The organism is Hyphomonadaceae bacterium BL14 (assembly GCA_027627705.1).
In the GTDB taxonomy this organism is placed as follows: domain Bacteria; phylum Pseudomonadota; class Alphaproteobacteria; order Caulobacterales; family Maricaulaceae; genus Oceanicaulis.
The window spans coordinates 2,108,862-2,124,897 of sequence record CP091242.1 but is presented as its reverse complement, the minus strand read 5'-3'; the positions used below and the strand labels follow the sequence as shown (position 1 = coordinate 2,124,897).

Below are 16,036 nucleotides of genomic sequence, written 5' to 3'. Positions count from 1 at the left end.
GAGTCTTCCCGCAAGGTAAACGCAAGGCTAACCGGATGCGGTTCAGGCTTTGCTGTCCACTCCGCCATACCAGTCCACCTTGCGGGTCACATACATGGTCGCGGCCACCGCAATGAACGCCAGGCCCGATCCGATGAGCAGGGCATAATCCTCCACCAGCACCAGCAGGAACTGGACAATATAACTGACCGTCAGGGCCGCGAAGGTGAGCATGCCGCGCGCATTGTTCCTGAACGCCGTCCACGCATAGAGCGCGGTCAGGGCGACAGTCGCCGCTGACGCGCTGGCGAACGCCACGCCGATCTCTGCATGCTCACTCAGCGCCAGCAAGAGGAGATAGAACACCACCTGGGCCAGCCCGATCAGGATGTATTGGGCCGCGTGCAGGCGCTGGGCGCTGCTGGATTCGATGAGGAAGAACATCAAAAGTGTGAAGCCGACAAAGAAAAAGGCGTATTTCAGCGAGCGCCCGACGCGTGCATAGCCGTCGCCCGGGTTGACCAGATTGACCGTCATCACTGCGTCGCGCGCCAGATTGAGGCTGTGGCCCTGGCCTTCAATCCAGCGGGCGGGAAAGCCGCGCGCCAGATAGGGCACCAGCCAGTCGGCTTCAAAACCACTGTCGCTGATCACCCGCTCGGACGGCAGATAGGCACCGGTGAAGCCGGGATGCGGCCAGTCGCCGGTCAGGCGCGCCCGTGTCTCGCGCCCTGACGGCTGCACGCCAAAGGATCGCGCCCCGGTCATGACCAGCCGGCCCTCCAGCGTCATGCGCGTGCCTTCGCCCAGCCCGGTCAGCGCCGCGCTCACCGCGTTGGAGCCGATGCCCTCGCCGGAAAATGCCGTATTCACATTCGTGCTGCGCAAGGGAAGGCCCGGCTCGAAGCTCAGCCGGCCGTCCTGCGTGTTGACCTCAGCCTGGAAATCCTCGCTGATCCCGCGCAGATCGCCCACCGTGGCCAGCAGGCGTGCTTCGTTCCACGCGATGGTCCCGCCCGTGGGCGCCAGCGCGGCCACGCCTGTAAGGTCAAACTCGCCATCAAGCGAGATCACTGCGCGATAGACCGGAACGGTATAGATCGCGCGGCGAAGCGTGGTGGTTTCCAGGCTGGCGGAGACGTCCAGCCGGTCGGGCGAGATGATGATCAGCTGCCGGTCGATGGTTTCGCGCCGCACCAGCGTCTCGCCGCTGCCGGTCTCGGTCACCCGGGGCGTGTCGACGGGAACGGCGAGGAAGGGACCGCGTACGGTCTGCTCCCCGCCCACCGAGGCACCCACTTCAACGGCGACGCTCTGGGCCCGGTTCTCGCGCTCCCATGCCAGGATATTGACCATCCCCAACGGAATGCCCAGCGCCAGCACGAGGGCGCCGACCAGCAAGAGTTTTAGCCCCAGCGAACGGCCCAGCGTGGCGGTTGCAGTCATCTGTCATCATCCCCTGTCCGGTGAGATGCGCATCTGGCGCACCGAATGGGGAAAAATGAAGGCAGCTCCGGTCAGGTCTGGCGTTCGACCATCAATTCCTTGATGTGGCCGATGGCCTTGGCCGGGTTCAGACTCTTGGGGCAGACCTGGGCGCAGTTCATGATGGTGTGGCAGCGATAGAGCTTGAACGGGTCTTCCAGTTCGTCCAAGCGCTCGCCCGTGGCTTCGTCGCGGCTGTCGGCGATCCAGCGATAGGCCTGCAGCAGCGCGGCCGGCCCCAGATATTTTTCCGAATTCCACCAGTAGGACGGGCAGGCGGTGCTGCAGCAGGCGCACAAAATGCACTCATAAAGCCCGTCCAGCTTCTCGCGGTCTTCAGGGCTCTGGCGCCATTCGCCCTGGGGTGTGGGCGTTTCGGTTTTCAGCCAGGGCTGGATGCTGGTCAGCTGGGCGAAGAAATGGGTGAGGTCGGGCACCAGATCCTTGATCACAGGCTGGTGTGGCAGCGGCGCGATGGAGATCACGCCGTCATGCTCGTCAATGCCCTTGGTACAGGCAATGGTATTGCGCCCGGCGATATTCATCGAGCACGAGCCGCAAATCCCCTCCCGGCAGGAGCGCCGGAAGGCGAGGGAGGAATCGATCTCGTTCTTGATGAAGAACAGCGCGTCCAGAATCATCGGGCCGCATTTGGACGTATCCACGTAATACGTGTCCCAGCGCGGATTCTCGCCCAGGTCCGGGTCATAGCGGTAGACCTTGAACTCGCGCAGCGCCTTGGCGTCCGAGCCTTCCGGCTTGGGCCAGGTCTTGCCCTTTTTGACTTTCGAGTTCTGCGGCAGGGTGAGCTGGACCATCAGTGTCGTGTCCTGTTTGCGAGCGGTCTAGTAGACCCGAGCTTTCGGCTCGATATAGGCGATGTCGTTGGACAAGGTGTATTCGTGCACCGGGCGGTCGCCCAGTGACACCTTGCCGGTGGCATCGTCAAACCAGGCGAGCGTGTGCTTCATCCACTTCGCATCGTCGCGGTCGGGATAGTCCTCGCGCGCGTGTGCACCGCGGCTTTCGGTGCGCGCAGCGGCCGATCCCACCGTCACGGCGGCCTGGGCGACCAGATTGTCGAACTCCAGCGCCTCGACCAGATCTGTATTCCAGATCATCGAGCGGTCGGAGATACGGATATCGGCTGCGCCCTGATGCACCTGCGCGATGCGCGCGACGCCCTCGTCCAGAACTTCCTGGGTGCGGAACACGGCGCAGTTTTCCTGCATGGCCCGCTGCATGTCGAGGCGCAGGGACGCGGTCGGCGTATCGCCATGGGCGTGGCGCAGGCGGTCAAAGCGCGCCAGCGTGTCCTCACCCGCCTTCGCCAGCAGGTCGGGCTGGCGGGCACCGGCCTCGACCGTTGCACCGCAGCGCAGGCCCGCCGCGCGGCCGAACACCACCAGATCAATGAGCGAGTTGGAGCCCAGACGATTGGCCCCGTGCACCGAGACGCAAGCTGCCTCGCCCACCGCCATCAGGCCCGGCACCACTGTATCGGGATCGCCATGGGCCTTGGTCAGAACCTCGCCGTGATAATTGGTCGGGATGCCGCCCATATTGTAGTGCACGGTGGGCAGAACCGGGATCGGCGCGCGGGTCACGTCCACGCCCGCGAACACCTTGGCGCTTTCCGAAATGCCCGGCAGGCGCTCGTGCAGGATTTTCGGGTCCAGGTGATCGAGGTGCAGGAAGATATGGTCCTTGTTCGGACCGACCCCGCGCCCGTCGCGAATTTCCATGGTCATGGACCGGCTGACCACATCGCGGCTGGCCAGATCCTTGGCGTTGGGGGCGTAGCGCTCCATGAAGCGCTCGCCTTCGGAGTTCGTGAGATACCCGCCTTCGCCTCGCGCACCTTCAGTGATCAGGCAGCCCGCGCCGTAAATGCCGGTGGGGTGGAACTGGACAAACTCCATGTCCTGCAGCGGCAGGCCGGCGCGCAGCACCATGGCGTTGCCGTCCCCGGTGCAGGTATGCGCCGAGGTGGCGGAGAAATAGGCGCGGCCATAGCCGCCCGTGGCCAGGATCGTCTTCTGGGCGCGGAAGCGGTGCAGCGTGCCGTCATCCAGCTTCCAGGCTGTGACGCCGCGGCAGGCACCGTCATCATCCATGATCAGGTCCAGCGCGAAATACTCGATGAAGAACTCGGTCGAGTGGCGCAGGGACTGGCCGTAGAGCGTGTGCAGAATGGCGTGACCGGTCCGGTCGGCGGCCGCGCAGGTGCGCTGCACCGGGCCTTCGCCATAATTGCGCGTCATGCCGCCAAAGGCGCGCTGATAGATCTTGCCGTCCTCCGTGCGCGAGAAGGGCACGCCCCAGTGCTCCAGCTCGTACACGGCGGCGGGTGCCTCGCGGCAGAGATATTCAATGGCATCCTGGTCGCCCAGCCAGTCCGACCCCTTCACGGTGTCGTACATGTGCCAGCGCCAGTCGTCCTGGCCCATATTGCCAAGGCTCGCCGAAATACCGCCCTGGGCGGCCACGGTGTGCGAGCGCGTAGGGAAGACCTTGGAGATGCACGCCGTTTTCAGCCCGGCCTGGGCCGCGCCCAGCGCCGCGCGCAGGCCCGACCCGCCCGCGCCCACGACAACAACGTCATACGTATGGTCAATCCACTTATAGCCAGTCATGGACAGGCGACTCCTATGCCGCGATCACAAGGATCGAATAAAGCGCTGTCAGCCACAGGCCTGCGGTGAAAAGCGTGTTGAGGATCAACAGGCCGGCGCGGGTGACAGGGGCTTCGATATAGTCCTCGATCACCACCTGGAGACCCAGGCGCATGTGATAAAATGCCGCTGTCAGCGTCAGCAGCACCACAAGCGCGCCCAGCGGGCTGGCGAAAAGGGTGCGCGCAGCGTCGTAGTTCAGGTCAGGCAGGCGCGCGATCATCCATACAAAGACCGGGATCAGCACGATCAGCGCCACGGCGGACACGCGCTGGGCGATGAAATGACCAGACCCGGACTTGGCAGCGCCCAGACCCTTGGCGCGCGAGAGCGGCGTGCGCAGATCACCCATCAGACAAGCCCTCCGGCCAGAACCCAGATCGCGGCCGTGATCACCGCCGCGCCGGCAAAAATCAGGATGGAGCGCCGATTGGAGCCCTTGGGGTCAAAGCCACGGCCCATGTCCCAGGCCAGATGCCGGATGCCGTTGAGCATGTGGTAGGTGAGCGACAGGGTGAAGCCGATCAGGGCCAGGATCACCAGCATGCCCAGCGGTCCGGCCATCAGCGCCTCGACAACGCTGTACGCCTCCGGCCCGCCGGCCAGGGCGGCAAGCCACACCGTGACCAGCACCGCGCCAAGATAATTGACCACCCCGCTCATGCGGTGCGCGATCGAAGACGCCATGGTGGCATGCCAGCGCCAGATCGAAACATGAGGGGAGAGAGGCCGGTTGGCGGCGGAAGGTTTGGCCATGCGGGCCCTCGATCAGCTTGGTGCAGCGATGCGCCGGACGGCGCAGCGCACACGGGGTCGGAACTCGCGCGTGACATTACTCCGCGCGGCCTTCAGGTCAACGCATCGGCGCTGCATAAGAACGCCAAATGCTCGCCCCACCCTCCGCCACCCCCCGATTGACCACCCGCCCCACACCGCGCCACTGTCTGGCGCACACATCAGGGGGAATCGCTCATGAGCGGACCGAACAGCGTTGCCATAACCGGGGCGTCCACCGGGATCGGGTATGCGGCGGCGGAGTATCTGGCGGGCAAAGGCTGGCGGGTCTTTGCCGGGGTGCGCAAAGAGACCGATGCCCGGCGCCTGAGCGAGACGCTGGGCGAGGCGGTGACGCCGGTGATGATCGACGTCACCGATATGGAGAGTTGCCGCGCGGCCGGAGAGACGGTGCGCGCGGCGCTTGCAGGCGCGCCTCTGTCGGGGCTGGTGAATAATGCCGGGGTGGCGGTGGCCGGTCCGCTCCTGCACCTGCCGGTGGAGGAGATGACCACCCAGCTCGACATCAATGTCACCGGCCAGCTGCGCGTCACGCAGGTGTTCGCGCCGATGCTGGGCGCAGTGCGCGGTCATGCCGGCCCCAGGGGCCGCATTGTCAATATCTCATCCGTGGCGGGGTTCAATGCCGCGCCCCTGATGGCACCCTATGCCTGCTCCAAGCACGCCATGGAGGCCTTCACCCAGAGCCTGCGCCGCGAGCTCATGCTCTATGGCGTGGACGTGGTCGCCATCAATCCCGGCCCGATTCGGACCCCGATCTGGGACAAGGCCGAACAGATGGACCCGGCGCAATACGAGCATACCGACTATGCCCCGGCTGTGGCGCGCATCCTGTTCTATATGCTCAAGCGTGGCCGCGACGGGCTGGAGCCGGACGTGGTGGCCGAGGCGATTTTCCGCGCCCTGACTGACGCCAAACCCAAGCTCAACACCGTGCTGACGCCCGACCCCTTCACCCAGTGGCTGCTCGGCGTTTTGCCCGGCCGCATGACCGACAAGATGATCTCAGGCCGCCTGGGACTGACGCCCGACAAGCTCTAGGCGCCAGGGCGCACGGACAGGCCCGCCAGAATCTCGCACACCCAGCGTCCGGCGGTCAGTGCGGTGATCGAGGACACGTCCAGCGACGGGTCGAACTCGGTGAGGTCGACGAGCTTCACCTTGGGGTGGACGGCGATCCGGCGGGCGGCGGTGAAGAAATCCTGTACCGGCAGGCCGCCGGGCCGTGCACCGGGCGCGCCGGGGCACTGGGCGCGGTCAATCACGTCGATGTCGAAATCGGCTGCGATGACATCGCAGCGCGCCGACAGCCGCTCCAGCGCCTCACTCACCACCGCCTCAATGCCGCGTGCGCGCACATCGGCCAGGGTGTGAACGCGGATCCCGGCCTCGCGCGCTACATCATGCATGCGCCGCGTATTGGCGAAGGGGGCGAGCCCGATCTGGGTGATGTTCGCCCCTGCCAGCCCGTCTTCGAGCAAAGCGCGCACCGGATTGCCGTTGAGCAGCCCGCAATCGGTGTCTCGCAGATCGAAATGCGCATCCAGCGTGATGAGGCCGGTGCGCGACAGATCGCCCAGCGCGTGCACGCCGGGACGGGTGACCGCGTTATTGCCGCCCAGGAGGATCACCAGTTCATGGCGCGCCGTCAGCGCGGCGGCCGCGTCGCGCACCGGCACAAACGCATCCGCAGGCCTGACGCATTTGAGCGCGACATCGCCCGCATCGTGTACGCTCAGCCCGTCAAGCCCGAGGCCGGTCTCCAGATCGTAGGTGGAAAAGCGTTTGAGCGTCTCGCGAATGATGCCCGGCGCCAGATCGCAGCGCCCCGGCGTCAGCGAGCCCTCGGCCAGGGGCGCGCCCAGAAGGGCGGCGCGCGCGCCTGGATGATCGCCCAGCAGGTCCGCCGCCGACCGCCAGGAGCGGCACTCCGAAACCGGGTTTGGCGCGCTCATGACAGCCTCCGAACGGGTGGGCGTGACGGGGTGGATTCTCGTATCCGTTTGTAGCAGGATGAAGCTGTATAGACAAGTTGGTCCCCATGTCCCGCACCCTGTTTCACGCCTGCCACGCCGCCACCCTGGACCCGGCCCTGCCGGGCGTCTGGGGCGCGATCGAGGATGCCTGCGTACTGGCTGAAAACGGCCGCATCGCCTGGATCGGGCCCGAAGCGGACTTGCCTGCGGAGCGGGCCGAAGGCGCCGCCCGCGTGGATCTCGATGGACGCTGGATCACGCCGGCCCTGGTCGATTGCCACACCCATCTGGTGTTTGCCGGCGACCGCTCGGGCGAGTTTGAGCAGCGCCTGTCCGGGGCGAGCTATGAAGAGATCGCCCGCGCCGGCGGCGGCATACGTTCAACCGTCGCCGCGACGCGCGCCGCCAGCCTGAAGATGCTGGTGCAGACGGCTGAAGCGCGCATCCGCCTGCTCATGCGCAGCGGCGTGGGCAGTGTGGAGATCAAGTCGGGCTATGGCCTGGACCTCAACACCGAACGCGCCATGCTGCTGGCGGCGGGTGAGGCCGCCCGGCGCGCCGGGGTCCGGCTGCGGCGGACGTTTCTGGGCCTCCACGCCATCCCCCCGGAGTATGAGGACCGCCGCGCCGATTATGTGCGCCTCATGGCGGACGAGGTGCTGCCCGCCCTCCACGCCGAAGGCCTGGTCGATGCCGTGGATGCGTTCTGCGACACGATCGGCTTCACGCTGCAAGAGACCAACACCATGCTGGAGGCCGCGATTGCGCTGGGTCTGCCGGTCCGTCTCCATGCGGAGCAATTGTCCGATCAGGGCGGCGCGGCGCTGGCCGCGCATCATCGCGCGCTGTCAGCGGACCATCTGGAATACCTGTCTGAAGACAGCGCCCGCGCCATGGCCGATGCCGGGACCGTGGCCGTGCTGCTGCCTGGCGCCTTTTATGCGCTGAAGGAAACGCGCCTGCCGCCCATGGACCTCCTGCGCGAGCTGAACATCCCCATCGCCCTCGCCACCGATCTCAATCCCGGCTCTTCGCCGCTGGTATCGGCGCCGCTGGCCATGAATATGGGCTGCACCCTGTTCGGCCTGACGCCGGCCGAAGCGCTGGCGGGCATGACACGGCACGGTGCGGCCGCCATGGGCGTGGATCACGAGTGCGGCATGCTGCGCGAAGGCCTCGCCGCCGACATCGCCGTCTGGGACGTGCCGCAGCCGGCCGCCATCGCCTACTGGATCGGTCTTCCCGGTCCGGAGCGGCTGATCCTGGCGGGCGAGGCGCTGCAGCCATGAAAGCCTCCGCCCCGCTCTATCAGCAGGTCAAGCGGCACGTGCTCGACCTCATCGCCTCGGGCGCGCTCAAACCGGGTGAACGCGCGCCGTCCGAGCCCGAACTGGTGCGGGCGCTGGGTGTAGCGCGCATGACGGCCAACCGGGCGCTGAACGAGCTGCGCGACGAGGGGATCATCACCCGGCGCGCCGGATCGGGCAGCTATGTGGCCCCGCCGCGCGCCGCGGGTGCCCTGCTGGCCCTGCGCGACATTGCCGAGGAGCTGGCCGGCGGGAATGCGCCCCACAGCATGCAGGTGCTCAGCCACGCCACCATCAGCGCCAGCGCCCGCGCGGCCTCCCTGTTCGCCGCCGATCCGGGCTTGAAACTCTTGCGCGTGGTGATCCGGCATTTGCGGGGCGAGGAGCCGTTGCTGATCGAGGACCGGCTGATTGATCCGGCGCTGGCCAAAGGTGCCGCCGAGGCCGATTTCGCGCGCACCACCACCTACGCCTTCCTGACCCGCGCCGCGCCGCTGCAGGACATTGAGCACACTGTGCGCGCCATCAATGCCGGACCGGTCCTGGCGCGCCAGCTGTCCTTGCCGCCGGGCGCAGCCTGTCTGGAAATCCGCCGGCGCACCTGGTCGGCGGGGCGCGTCGCGTCGGCGGCCCGCCTGACCTATGCCGGCGAACGCTATGAGCTGACCGGCCATCCCGCCCGCCCGTCCGAGGGAGATCTGCCATGACCCGCACCAATATCCGCGACATCCGCCCGCGCACCGGGCCGGAACGCACGGCGAAGACCTGGGCCGCCGAAGCTGCGATCCGTATGCTGATGAATAATCTGCATCCCGACGTGGCCGAGCGCCCCGAGGATTTGGTGGTCTATGGCGGTATCGGCAAGGCGGCACGCGACTGGGCCTCCTATGACGCCATTGTCGCCACGCTGGAGCGGCTGGAGCCGGACGAGACGCTGCTGGTCCAGTCGGGCAAGCCGGTGGGCGTGGTGCGCACCCATGAAGATGCGCCGCGCGTGCTGATCGCCAACTCCAACCTGGTGCCGCGCTGGGCCAATTGGGAGCATTTCCGCGAGCTCGACCGCAAGGGGCTGATGATGTACGGCCAGATGACCGCGGGCTCGTGGATCTATATCGGCTCACAAGGGATTGTTCAGGGGACGTACGAAACCTTCGCCGAGGCCGGGCGCCAGCATTATGGCGGCGACCTGACCGGCCGCTGGATATTGACCGCAGGGCTTGGCGGCATGGGCGGTGCCCAGCCGCTGGCCGCGGTGATGGCGGGGGCGTCATGCCTCGCTGTGGAGTGCGACCCCGACCGCATCGCCTTCCGCCTGCGCACCCGATATGTGGACGAGGCAGCGGACAATCTCGATGACGCGCTGGCGCGCATTGCGGACTGGACCGCGAAGGGCGAAGCCAAGTCTGTCGCCGTCGAGGGCAATGCCGCCGATATCTTCCCTGAACTGGTCAGGCGCGGCGTGCGTCCTGACCTCGTCACCGACCAGACCTCGGCCCATGATCCGGTCAACGGCTATCTGCCCGCCGGGTGGACGCTGGCCCAGTGGCGTGACACCGCTGCGCGTGATCCCGAATCCGTGGCCGACGCAGCCCGCGCCTCCATGCGCACCCAGGTCGAGGCCATGGCGGCGTTTGCCAAGTCCGGCATCCCGACGGTGGATTACGGCAATAATATCCGCCAGATGGCCCACGACGCGGGCTTTGCCGATGCGTTCTGCTTCCCCGGCTTTGTGCCCGCCTATATCCGCCCGCTTTTCTGCCGCGGCGTCGGCCCGTTCCGTTGGGCGGCACTGTCAGGTGACCCGGCCGACATTGCCGCCACCGACGCGAAGGTGAAGGAGCTGATTCCGGACGACCGGCGCCTGCATCAATGGCTCGACATGGCCGCGAAGCGGATTGCGTTTCAGGGCCTGCCCGCGCGCATCTGCTGGGTGGGTCTGGGGCAGCGTCACCGTCTGGGCCTCGCCTTCAACGAGATGGTGGCCTCGGGCGCGCTGAAAGCCCCCGTCGTGATCGGCCGCGACCATCTCGATTCGGGATCGGTGGCCAGCCCCAACCGGGAGACCGAGGCGATGATGGACGGATCGGACGCCGTGTCCGACTGGCCGCTCCTCAATGCGCTGGTCAATACCGCATCGGGGGCCAGCTGGGTCTCCCTCCACCATGGCGGCGGGGTCGGCATGGGCTATTCCCAGCATGCCGGCATGGTGATCGTGGCCGACGGCACGCCTGAGGCTGCGCGCCGGCTGGAGCGGGTGTTGTGGAATGATCCGGCCACCGGCGTCATGCGCCACGCCGATGCCGGATACGAGATCGCCAGGGCCTGCGCCCGCGAGCAAGGCCTGGACCTGCCCATGATGGAGCCGCGCTGATGCCGCCCGCCTCACCCGAACCCGTTATCCTCACACCCGGCGCGGTCACGCTGGCTGATCTGCGCGCCATCCATGCCGGCGCCGCGTTTGATATCGACGCCTCCGCCTGGCCGGGCGTGGAGGCGGCCGCGGCGAGCGTGCGCCGCATCGTGCAGAGCGGGCGCACGGTCTATGGCGTGAATACAGGCTTCGGCCTTCTGGCCCAGACCCGTATCGGCGATGACAAGCTGGAAACCCTGCAGCGCAATCTCATCCTGTCCCATGCCTGCGGCGTCGGTCCGGCGCTGGAAACGCCTGTCGTGCGTCTGATGATCGCGCTCAAAGCCGTCAGCCTGGCGCGCGGTCATTCCGGCGTGCGCCGCGCCGTGATCGATCAATTGCTGGCCCTTGTGGCCAGGGACTGTCTGCCGGTGATCCCGGCGCAGGGCTCGGTCGGCGCTTCGGGCGACCTGGCACCGCTGGCGCATCTGGCCTGCGCGCTCATCGGCGAGGGGGAAGCGGCGTGTGACGGCGAGACCCTGCCAGGCGGAGACGCGCTGGCGCGCGCCGGGCTGGAGGCACTCATTCTGGGGCCGAAAGAGGGCCTGGCCCTCATCAATGGCACCGAGGCCAGCACCGCCCTGGCGCTGGACGCGCTGTTCGTCGCCGAGCGGGTCATGGGCGCGGCGCTTGGCGCAGGCGCGATGTCAGTGGAGGCGCTGATGGGCTCCCACGCCCCGTTCGAGGTGCGCCTGCACGCCGTGCGCGGCCAGCCGGGGCAGATCGCCATCGCAAGCCGCCTGCGCGCCTCGCTGGCGGGCGGGAACATCAAGGGTGCCCACGCCGCCTGTGACCGGGTGCAGGACCCGTATTCCTTCCGCTGCCAGCCCCAGGTCATGGGCGCGGCGCTGGACCTGCTGACCCAGAGCGCGCGCACACTTGAGATCGAGGCCAACGCCGTCAACGATAATCCGGTGATCTTTCCCGATACGGACGAAGCCATATCGGGCGGCAATTTCCACGCCGAGCCGGTGGCCTTCGCCGCCGACCAGATCACCATGGCCCTGTGCGAGATCGGCTCGCTGAGCGAGCGGCGCACGGCGGTCCTCGTGGACCCCAAGATGAGCGGGTTGCCGGCCTTTCTGGTGCGCGATGGCGGGCTCAATTCCGGCTTCATGATCGCCCAGGTGACCGCCGCCGCCCTGGTGGCGGAAAACCGCTCGCTGGCCTTCCCCGCCAGTGTCGACTCCGTGCCCACCTCCGCCAATCAGGAAGACCATGTCTCCATGGCCACCGGCGCTGCGCGCAAGGCGGGCCAGGTGGCGCGCAACGCCGCCTCCATCATCGCGGTGGAATTGCTGTGCGCGGCGCAAGGGCTGGACTTCCGCCGCCCCCTGACCGCCAGCGCGCCGCTGGAATCCCTCCACGCCGCCATCCGCGCCCGCGCCGCGCATCTGGATGTGGACCGCTACATGGCCACCGATCTGGCCGCGTTGACGCAGGCGGTGCTGGACGGCGGGCTTGGTGAAGCGGCGGAGTGGCGGCTCCAGGGCCCGGCACCGCACCCTACCCTCTCCCCCATAAATGGGGGAGAGGAGGCTTTGACGTTGAAATAAAACAGGAAACGCCTGGCTCCTGGCGCACAGGCGCAAGCTTGGCGCTTGAAGCCCCCTCTCCCCCATGACCATGGGGGAGAGGATAGAGGTGAGGGGGCGCGGGTCATTGTTTCACGCCGCCTCGCCTGTCTGACCCCGCATGGGGGTGAACAAACCCGACGGATCGGCCGGCGGACTTTGTTCCCAGCGCTAGCGACGACCCTACTCCCGCGCGATCAGCGTGAACGTCACCGGCTCGCCCGCAGCGTTCTCGCCTTGCCAGGTGTCGCCGACTGCGACGTCTTCCATCAGCGGCTGGCAGTTGGCATTGCCCGCGGCGCTGGAGACGCAGAACTCGCCGTCCTCATTGATTTCCCACGTGCCGCCCGAGCCGACGCTGGTGGTGTAGCTGCCGTCAGCCTCGAAGAAGACGATATAGGTCACCGTGCCGGTATCGACCTGAAGGGCGTTCTGGGTGAGCGCCTCCGCCGCCGGATTGGCGGTGGCGAGCATGAAAGCGGCGATCATGGTGGAAAGCATGGCGGTATCCCCTGACTGTGTATCCGCGCGGCGCGTCATGCGCCGCGGCGTGAGCGTATGGTTAACAAATTCTTGCACTGCTTGGAATGGGCGAGCCGGTTTCGCGCGGCGAGATTCCCGCAAACCCCTGCCGCAACGCGATTTTCATAGGGGCTTATTGCGTCCGGTCAAAGCCTCGGCGAGGCTTGCGTCCTGACCCCGGCGCGCTGCGCGGCCACCCTGGAACACACGATGACCACAAAAGCCCGCAAACCCACCGACTGGCGCAAGCGCCTGCGCTGCGCCAAGCCTGCGAAGACTGTCACTTTGCATGCCGACTTTGGCGGGGTGAAAGCGGGTACGGTGATGTTCATCGCCACGCCGGAGATTATTGCCGGTTATGTCGCCGCCATCCCGCCGGGCGAGACCCGCTCGGTGCCGCGCCTGCGCAATGAGCTGGCGCGGCGCTACAAGGCGCAGGCCACCTGTCCGGTGACCACCGCCATCTATCTGCGCGTGGTGGCCGAAGCTGCACTGACCGATCTGGCCGAGGGGGCCGAGACGGCTGCCATCACGCCGTTCTGGCGGGTGATCGATCCAGGCTCTGCGATCGCGCGCCGTCTCACCTGCGGCGATGATTTCATCCGCCACCAGCGGGCGCTGGAAGACGCGGCGCCTGACGCCTGATCGGCCTTTAGTCCAGCCGCGCCCGGAGCGCCGCCCCGGCGCCCAGCGGCGCCAGAACACCTGCGATCAGGCTGGCGGCGAGCGCCAGCATGAGATTGGGGCCGGCCAGATCCGTGCCGTCCATGGCCGCGCGCGCGGCCCCCGCGGCGAACACCAGAAGCGGCGCCTGCAGGGGCGCAGCGATCAGCGCGATCAGGAGGCCCGCGCGCCGCAGCCCCGCGGCCAGCGCGCCGGCGAACGCCGCGATGAACACAAGGCCCGGCGCAGCCAGCGCAATGCCAGCGGCCAGCACCAGCGCCGCTTCTAAAGTCAGCCCGTAGGCGAGCCCGCCCAGCGCCGCCAGCAGGGGCGCCGGCCAGAACACGGCGAGCGTGAAGGCCAGCGCCTTGATCAGGGCGGCCATGGACAGGCTGAGGCCGGACAGGGCGTAGAGCTCCAGCGTGCCGTCGCCCGCGTCATCGCCGAACATGCGCTCGGCACCCTGCAGGCTCGCCAGCAGCGCCGCAAACGTGATCACGCCCGGCCCGGCGGCGGCCAGCGTGGCGGTGTCGGGACCAATGGCCAGCGGCGCCAGCGCCAGGGCGGCCAGATTGAACGCCGCCGGTCCCGCCGGTCCGCCGCCGCCGGCAAACGCCAGGCGCCATTCGCGCACGAACAGGGCGCGCGCGCTCATGCCGCCGCCTCCAGACCCAGATCCAGACGCTCCACATCCGGCCAGCCCAGATCGGCGTGGGTTGCCGCCACGACAATGCCGCCGCGCGCGCGATGGGCCGCCACCAGCCGCGCCAGCCGCTCGCGCCCCGCCGCGTCCAGCGGCGCGGCCGGTTCATCCATCAGCCAGACAGCGCGGCCCGACAGCGCCAGCCGGGCGAGACCCGCCCGCCGTTTCTGCCCCGCCGACAGCGCCCCGCAGGGCCGCCGTCCCAGATGACCCAGCGCCATGGCCCGCGACGCGGCCTCGATCTCGTCTGGTCCCGCGCCCGCCAGCGCCGCCCAGAAGCCCAGCATGTCGCTGACAATCTCACCAGGCTTCAGCCCCTCGCTGTGACCCAGCCAGCCTGCCGGGCCGGGCGTCAGCACGACCTCGCCCCCGGCCGGGCGAAGCAGGCCGGCCAGCGCCCGCAGCAGCGTCGTCTTGCCCGCGCCATTGGGCCCGGTCAGCACCAGCGCCTGCCCCGGTGTCAGCGACAGTGACAGATCACGCACCAGCACCTTGCCGCCGCGCTCCAGGCGCAGGACGCGCGCGTCCAGGCGGGCCGGGGGCAGGGCGGAGGGGCGGGCGGTCGGGTCCATGGCCCGCAGCCATAGCCCGCCCCCGGCGGCAGGCCAAGTGGGGTTAGTTTGGGCAAACTTGGTGGGAGGCCCTATAAATCTGGGCCAGCCTGGCCGTTACCTCGCAGGTGTTGAGATAGTCGGTCGCATCATGTGTCCCGCGGCGCACCGGGCCGCTGCTGGTAGATTGACCCCGGGCCGGGTCCACCGGCATGACGATAAAATAGGGGTCCCCGGTTGCGTTGACCCGGTCAGCATTCATGCGGGCCGCCACTCTTGCCGCAGTATCAAAACTCTGCCCGAAAGCGGTGCTGTTGAACCGGCGAACGAAGATGCTGCCCACCATTTTCCGCAGAGCGAAGTCGCGTGAATAAATAGTCGAATAATAGCTGCTGATAGATTGGGGCAGTTGGCGGACAGGGTCACTGGCGCGGACCCATGCATCCTGTCCGCCTGCAAAATGCCACTGGCCAATCGCCGGCGCGGTCGAGGTGACAATAATTTCCATCCCTGTATCAGCAAGCGGTCTGGACGGAGATGGAGCGCCGAGCGAAGCATTGCGGGCGCGGATGTCATCATTGACATATTTTCCGCCTGCCAGCGCCGCCAGCGCGACAGCTGCGCCGCGGCTGTGCGCCAGGAGGTGAACACGTTGCACCCCGGCGTCCTGAAGTGTGGCGAGGATGGGCTGCAGCGCCAGATGGCCTGCGCGCTCGCCGTTGATGCTGGCATAGGTCCATGCCGTTCCGGTGCCGATCAGGCCCCTGATGCTGAACGTTGGGCCTTGCGCCCGGAGGCCGTTCCAGAAAAAGTCGATATATCCGTGAGACGGATCACTCTGGCCTGATCCGTCCATGATGCTGTCAATCGCCCGCCGGCGCTGTCCGTAGTCGCAGCGGATGCTCGTGGCCGGGACATCCTCGGCTCCGGGTGCGCAGGTGACGCGATTTTGAGATGCGCTGACCCCATGATTGAAACCGTGGATCAGGATCGTGACCATCTCGAGTCCGCGGAAGGCTTGCGCGACCTCTGACAAGGTCTGCTCACGGGTCTGACTCAGGAGTTCAGGCGTGCATTCGGGGTAGTTCGGTGACAGCGCGCGGTTATGGAGCGTATAGGCACCTGAGCGGTGACTTCCGCACAGGGCGTCCCAGCCATCTGGAAAGAGCGTCCCGTCAGCGTCCACCCAGATTTCATAATGGCGTTCTGTGAGGAGCTGGTTGGGCAGTGATGTGTCCGGAAAGTTGTGAGATGCCGGGCGTGTCGCGCAGCCGCTCAAGACAATGGCTATAAGGATCAGACAGAGTCTCAACATGTCAGCATCTCCCCCGGCGAATGCTGCCGTCCGCAGCTGCGGGGGAGTGTGCATGCACTTTTTGCGTGCATCAAGAATATT

At 67.3% G+C, this 16,036-nt stretch carries 16 protein-coding genes; 6 read left to right on the top strand and 10 right to left on the bottom strand.

The genetic code is table 11. The annotated features are described in order from the left end of the window. Nucleotides 1-42 precede the first annotated feature (42 nt). The 5 genes from L2D00_10350 to sdhC form a co-directional block, all read right to left on the bottom strand. On the bottom strand, nt 43-1,425 hold the full coding sequence (locus tag L2D00_10350; protein WBQ12243.1) for a cell envelope integrity protein CreD: 1,383 nt from the start codon (nt 1,423-1,425) through the stop codon (nt 43-45). 71 nt (nt 1,426-1,496) lie between these two features. Next, entirely contained in the window at nt 1,497-2,282 is a 786-nt protein-coding gene (locus tag L2D00_10345; GenBank protein WBQ12242.1) for a succinate dehydrogenase iron-sulfur subunit, read from the bottom strand. A 27-nt stretch (nt 2,283-2,309) separates the two neighbouring features. Beyond that, the gene (sdhA, locus tag L2D00_10340) at nt 2,310-4,100 is read right to left on the bottom strand and encodes a succinate dehydrogenase flavoprotein subunit (protein ID WBQ12241.1); all 1,791 of its coding nucleotides are present in this window, start codon (nt 4,098-4,100) and stop codon (nt 2,310-2,312) included. 13 nt (nt 4,101-4,113) lie between these two features. Next, nucleotides 4,114-4,491: a succinate dehydrogenase, hydrophobic membrane anchor protein gene (sdhD, locus tag L2D00_10335; protein WBQ12240.1), complete on the bottom strand. Its 378-nt coding sequence runs from the start codon at nt 4,489-4,491 to the stop codon at nt 4,114-4,116. Next, entirely contained in the window at nt 4,491-4,895 is a 405-nt protein-coding gene (gene sdhC, locus L2D00_10330; protein ID WBQ12239.1) for a succinate dehydrogenase, cytochrome b556 subunit, read from the bottom strand. Before sdhC ends, sdhD begins: the two co-directional genes overlap by 1 nt. Nucleotides 4,896-5,111: 216 nt before the next feature. Between sdhC and L2D00_10325 the strand changes: the two genes are divergently transcribed. Then, a complete protein-coding gene (locus L2D00_10325) occupies nt 5,112-5,975 on the top strand; it encodes an SDR family oxidoreductase (protein WBQ12238.1) in 864 nt (287 codons plus the stop codon). Here L2D00_10325 and L2D00_10320 read toward each other — a convergent pair. Continuing rightward, nucleotides 5,972-6,889 (bottom strand): agmatinase family protein, encoded by a 918-nt coding sequence (locus L2D00_10320; GenBank protein WBQ12237.1) that lies wholly within the window; start codon nt 6,887-6,889, stop codon nt 5,972-5,974. The genes L2D00_10325 and L2D00_10320 overlap by 4 nt on opposite strands. 86 nt (nt 6,890-6,975) lie before the next feature. Between L2D00_10320 and hutI the strand changes: the two genes are divergently transcribed. The 4 genes from hutI to hutH are packed head-to-tail and all read left to right on the top strand — an operon-like array spanning nt 6,976 to nt 12,183. Continuing rightward, the gene (hutI, locus tag L2D00_10315; protein ID WBQ12236.1) at nt 6,976-8,199 is read left to right on the top strand and encodes an imidazolonepropionase; all 1,224 of its coding nucleotides are present in this window, start codon (nt 6,976-6,978) and stop codon (nt 8,197-8,199) included. Continuing rightward, nucleotides 8,196-8,924 (top strand): GntR family transcriptional regulator, encoded by a 729-nt coding sequence (locus L2D00_10310; protein ID WBQ12235.1) that lies wholly within the window; start codon nt 8,196-8,198, stop codon nt 8,922-8,924. Before hutI ends, L2D00_10310 begins: the two co-directional genes overlap by 4 nt. Further along, nucleotides 8,921-10,588: a urocanate hydratase gene (locus L2D00_10305; protein ID WBQ12234.1), complete on the top strand. Its 1,668-nt coding sequence runs from the start codon at nt 8,921-8,923 to the stop codon at nt 10,586-10,588. Before L2D00_10310 ends, L2D00_10305 begins: the two co-directional genes overlap by 4 nt. After that, complete coding sequence (hutH, locus tag L2D00_10300; GenBank protein WBQ12233.1) at nt 10,588-12,183, top strand: histidine ammonia-lyase; 1,596 nt, start codon at nt 10,588-10,590, stop codon at nt 12,181-12,183. Before L2D00_10305 ends, hutH begins: the two co-directional genes overlap by 1 nt. Nucleotides 12,184-12,384: 201 nt before the next feature. On the opposite strand, the gene L2D00_10295 is transcribed toward hutH, so the two are convergent. Then, entirely contained in the window at nt 12,385-12,702 is a 318-nt protein-coding gene (locus L2D00_10295; GenBank protein WBQ12232.1) for a hypothetical protein, read from the bottom strand. A gap of 231 nt (nt 12,703-12,933) precedes the next feature. Here L2D00_10295 and L2D00_10290 point away from each other — a divergent pair, with 231 nt between their 5' ends. Beyond that, the gene (locus tag L2D00_10290) at nt 12,934-13,368 is read left to right on the top strand and encodes a hypothetical protein (GenBank protein ID WBQ12231.1); all 435 of its coding nucleotides are present in this window, start codon (nt 12,934-12,936) and stop codon (nt 13,366-13,368) included. A 7-nt stretch (nt 13,369-13,375) separates the two neighbouring features. Here L2D00_10290 and L2D00_10285 read toward each other — a convergent pair whose 3' ends face one another. From L2D00_10285 to L2D00_10275, 3 genes are read right to left on the bottom strand one after another with little or no spacing between them, the layout of a single operon-like run. Next, nucleotides 13,376-14,041: a heme exporter protein CcmB gene (locus L2D00_10285; GenBank protein ID WBQ12230.1), complete on the bottom strand. Its 666-nt coding sequence runs from the start codon at nt 14,039-14,041 to the stop codon at nt 13,376-13,378. Further along, entirely contained in the window at nt 14,038-14,661 is a 624-nt protein-coding gene (gene ccmA / locus L2D00_10280) for a heme ABC exporter ATP-binding protein CcmA (GenBank protein WBQ12229.1), read from the bottom strand. The genes L2D00_10285 and ccmA overlap by 4 nt, the downstream gene beginning before the upstream one ends. Nucleotides 14,662-14,704: 43 nt before the next feature. Further along, nucleotides 14,705-15,955 (bottom strand): hypothetical protein, encoded by a 1,251-nt coding sequence (locus tag L2D00_10275; protein ID WBQ12228.1) that lies wholly within the window; start codon nt 15,953-15,955, stop codon nt 14,705-14,707. Nucleotides 15,956-16,036 lie beyond the last annotated feature (81 nt).

What these genes read in the sequence shown, in the direction of transcription:
- hutI (WBQ12236.1), top strand. Translation starts at nt 6,976, where the DNA reads ATGTCCCGCACCCTGTTTCACGCCTGCCACGCCGCCACCCTGGACCCG.
- L2D00_10310 (WBQ12235.1), top strand. Translation starts at nt 8,196, where the DNA reads ATGAAAGCCTCCGCCCCGCTCTATCAGCAGGTCAAGCGGCACGTGCTC.
- sdhA (WBQ12241.1), bottom strand. Translation starts at nt 4,100, where the DNA reads ATGACTGGCTATAAGTGGATTGACCATACGTATGACGTTGTTGTCGTG.
- L2D00_10345 (WBQ12242.1), bottom strand. Translation starts at nt 2,282, where the DNA reads ATGGTCCAGCTCACCCTGCCGCAGAACTCGAAAGTCAAAAAGGGCAAG.
- sdhD (WBQ12240.1), bottom strand. Translation starts at nt 4,491, where the DNA reads ATGGGTGATCTGCGCACGCCGCTCTCGCGCGCCAAGGGTCTGGGCGCT.
- L2D00_10305 (WBQ12234.1), top strand. Translation starts at nt 8,921, where the DNA reads ATGACCCGCACCAATATCCGCGACATCCGCCCGCGCACCGGGCCGGAA.
- hutH (WBQ12233.1), top strand. Translation starts at nt 10,588, where the DNA reads ATGCCGCCCGCCTCACCCGAACCCGTTATCCTCACACCCGGCGCGGTC.
- L2D00_10295 (WBQ12232.1), bottom strand. Translation starts at nt 12,702, where the DNA reads ATGCTTTCCACCATGATCGCCGCTTTCATGCTCGCCACCGCCAATCCG.
- L2D00_10325 (WBQ12238.1), top strand. Translation starts at nt 5,112, where the DNA reads ATGAGCGGACCGAACAGCGTTGCCATAACCGGGGCGTCCACCGGGATC.
- sdhC (WBQ12239.1), bottom strand. Translation starts at nt 4,895, where the DNA reads ATGGCCAAACCTTCCGCCGCCAACCGGCCTCTCTCCCCTCATGTTTCG.
- L2D00_10290 (WBQ12231.1), top strand. Translation starts at nt 12,934, where the DNA reads ATGACCACAAAAGCCCGCAAACCCACCGACTGGCGCAAGCGCCTGCGC.
- L2D00_10285 (WBQ12230.1), bottom strand. Translation starts at nt 14,041, where the DNA reads ATGAGCGCGCGCGCCCTGTTCGTGCGCGAATGGCGCCTGGCGTTTGCC.
- L2D00_10275 (WBQ12228.1), bottom strand. Translation starts at nt 15,955, where the DNA reads ATGTTGAGACTCTGTCTGATCCTTATAGCCATTGTCTTGAGCGGCTGC.
- L2D00_10350 (WBQ12243.1), bottom strand. Translation starts at nt 1,425, where the DNA reads ATGACTGCAACCGCCACGCTGGGCCGTTCGCTGGGGCTAAAACTCTTG.
- L2D00_10320 (WBQ12237.1), bottom strand. Translation starts at nt 6,889, where the DNA reads ATGAGCGCGCCAAACCCGGTTTCGGAGTGCCGCTCCTGGCGGTCGGCG.
- ccmA (WBQ12229.1), bottom strand. Translation starts at nt 14,661, where the DNA reads ATGGACCCGACCGCCCGCCCCTCCGCCCTGCCCCCGGCCCGCCTGGAC.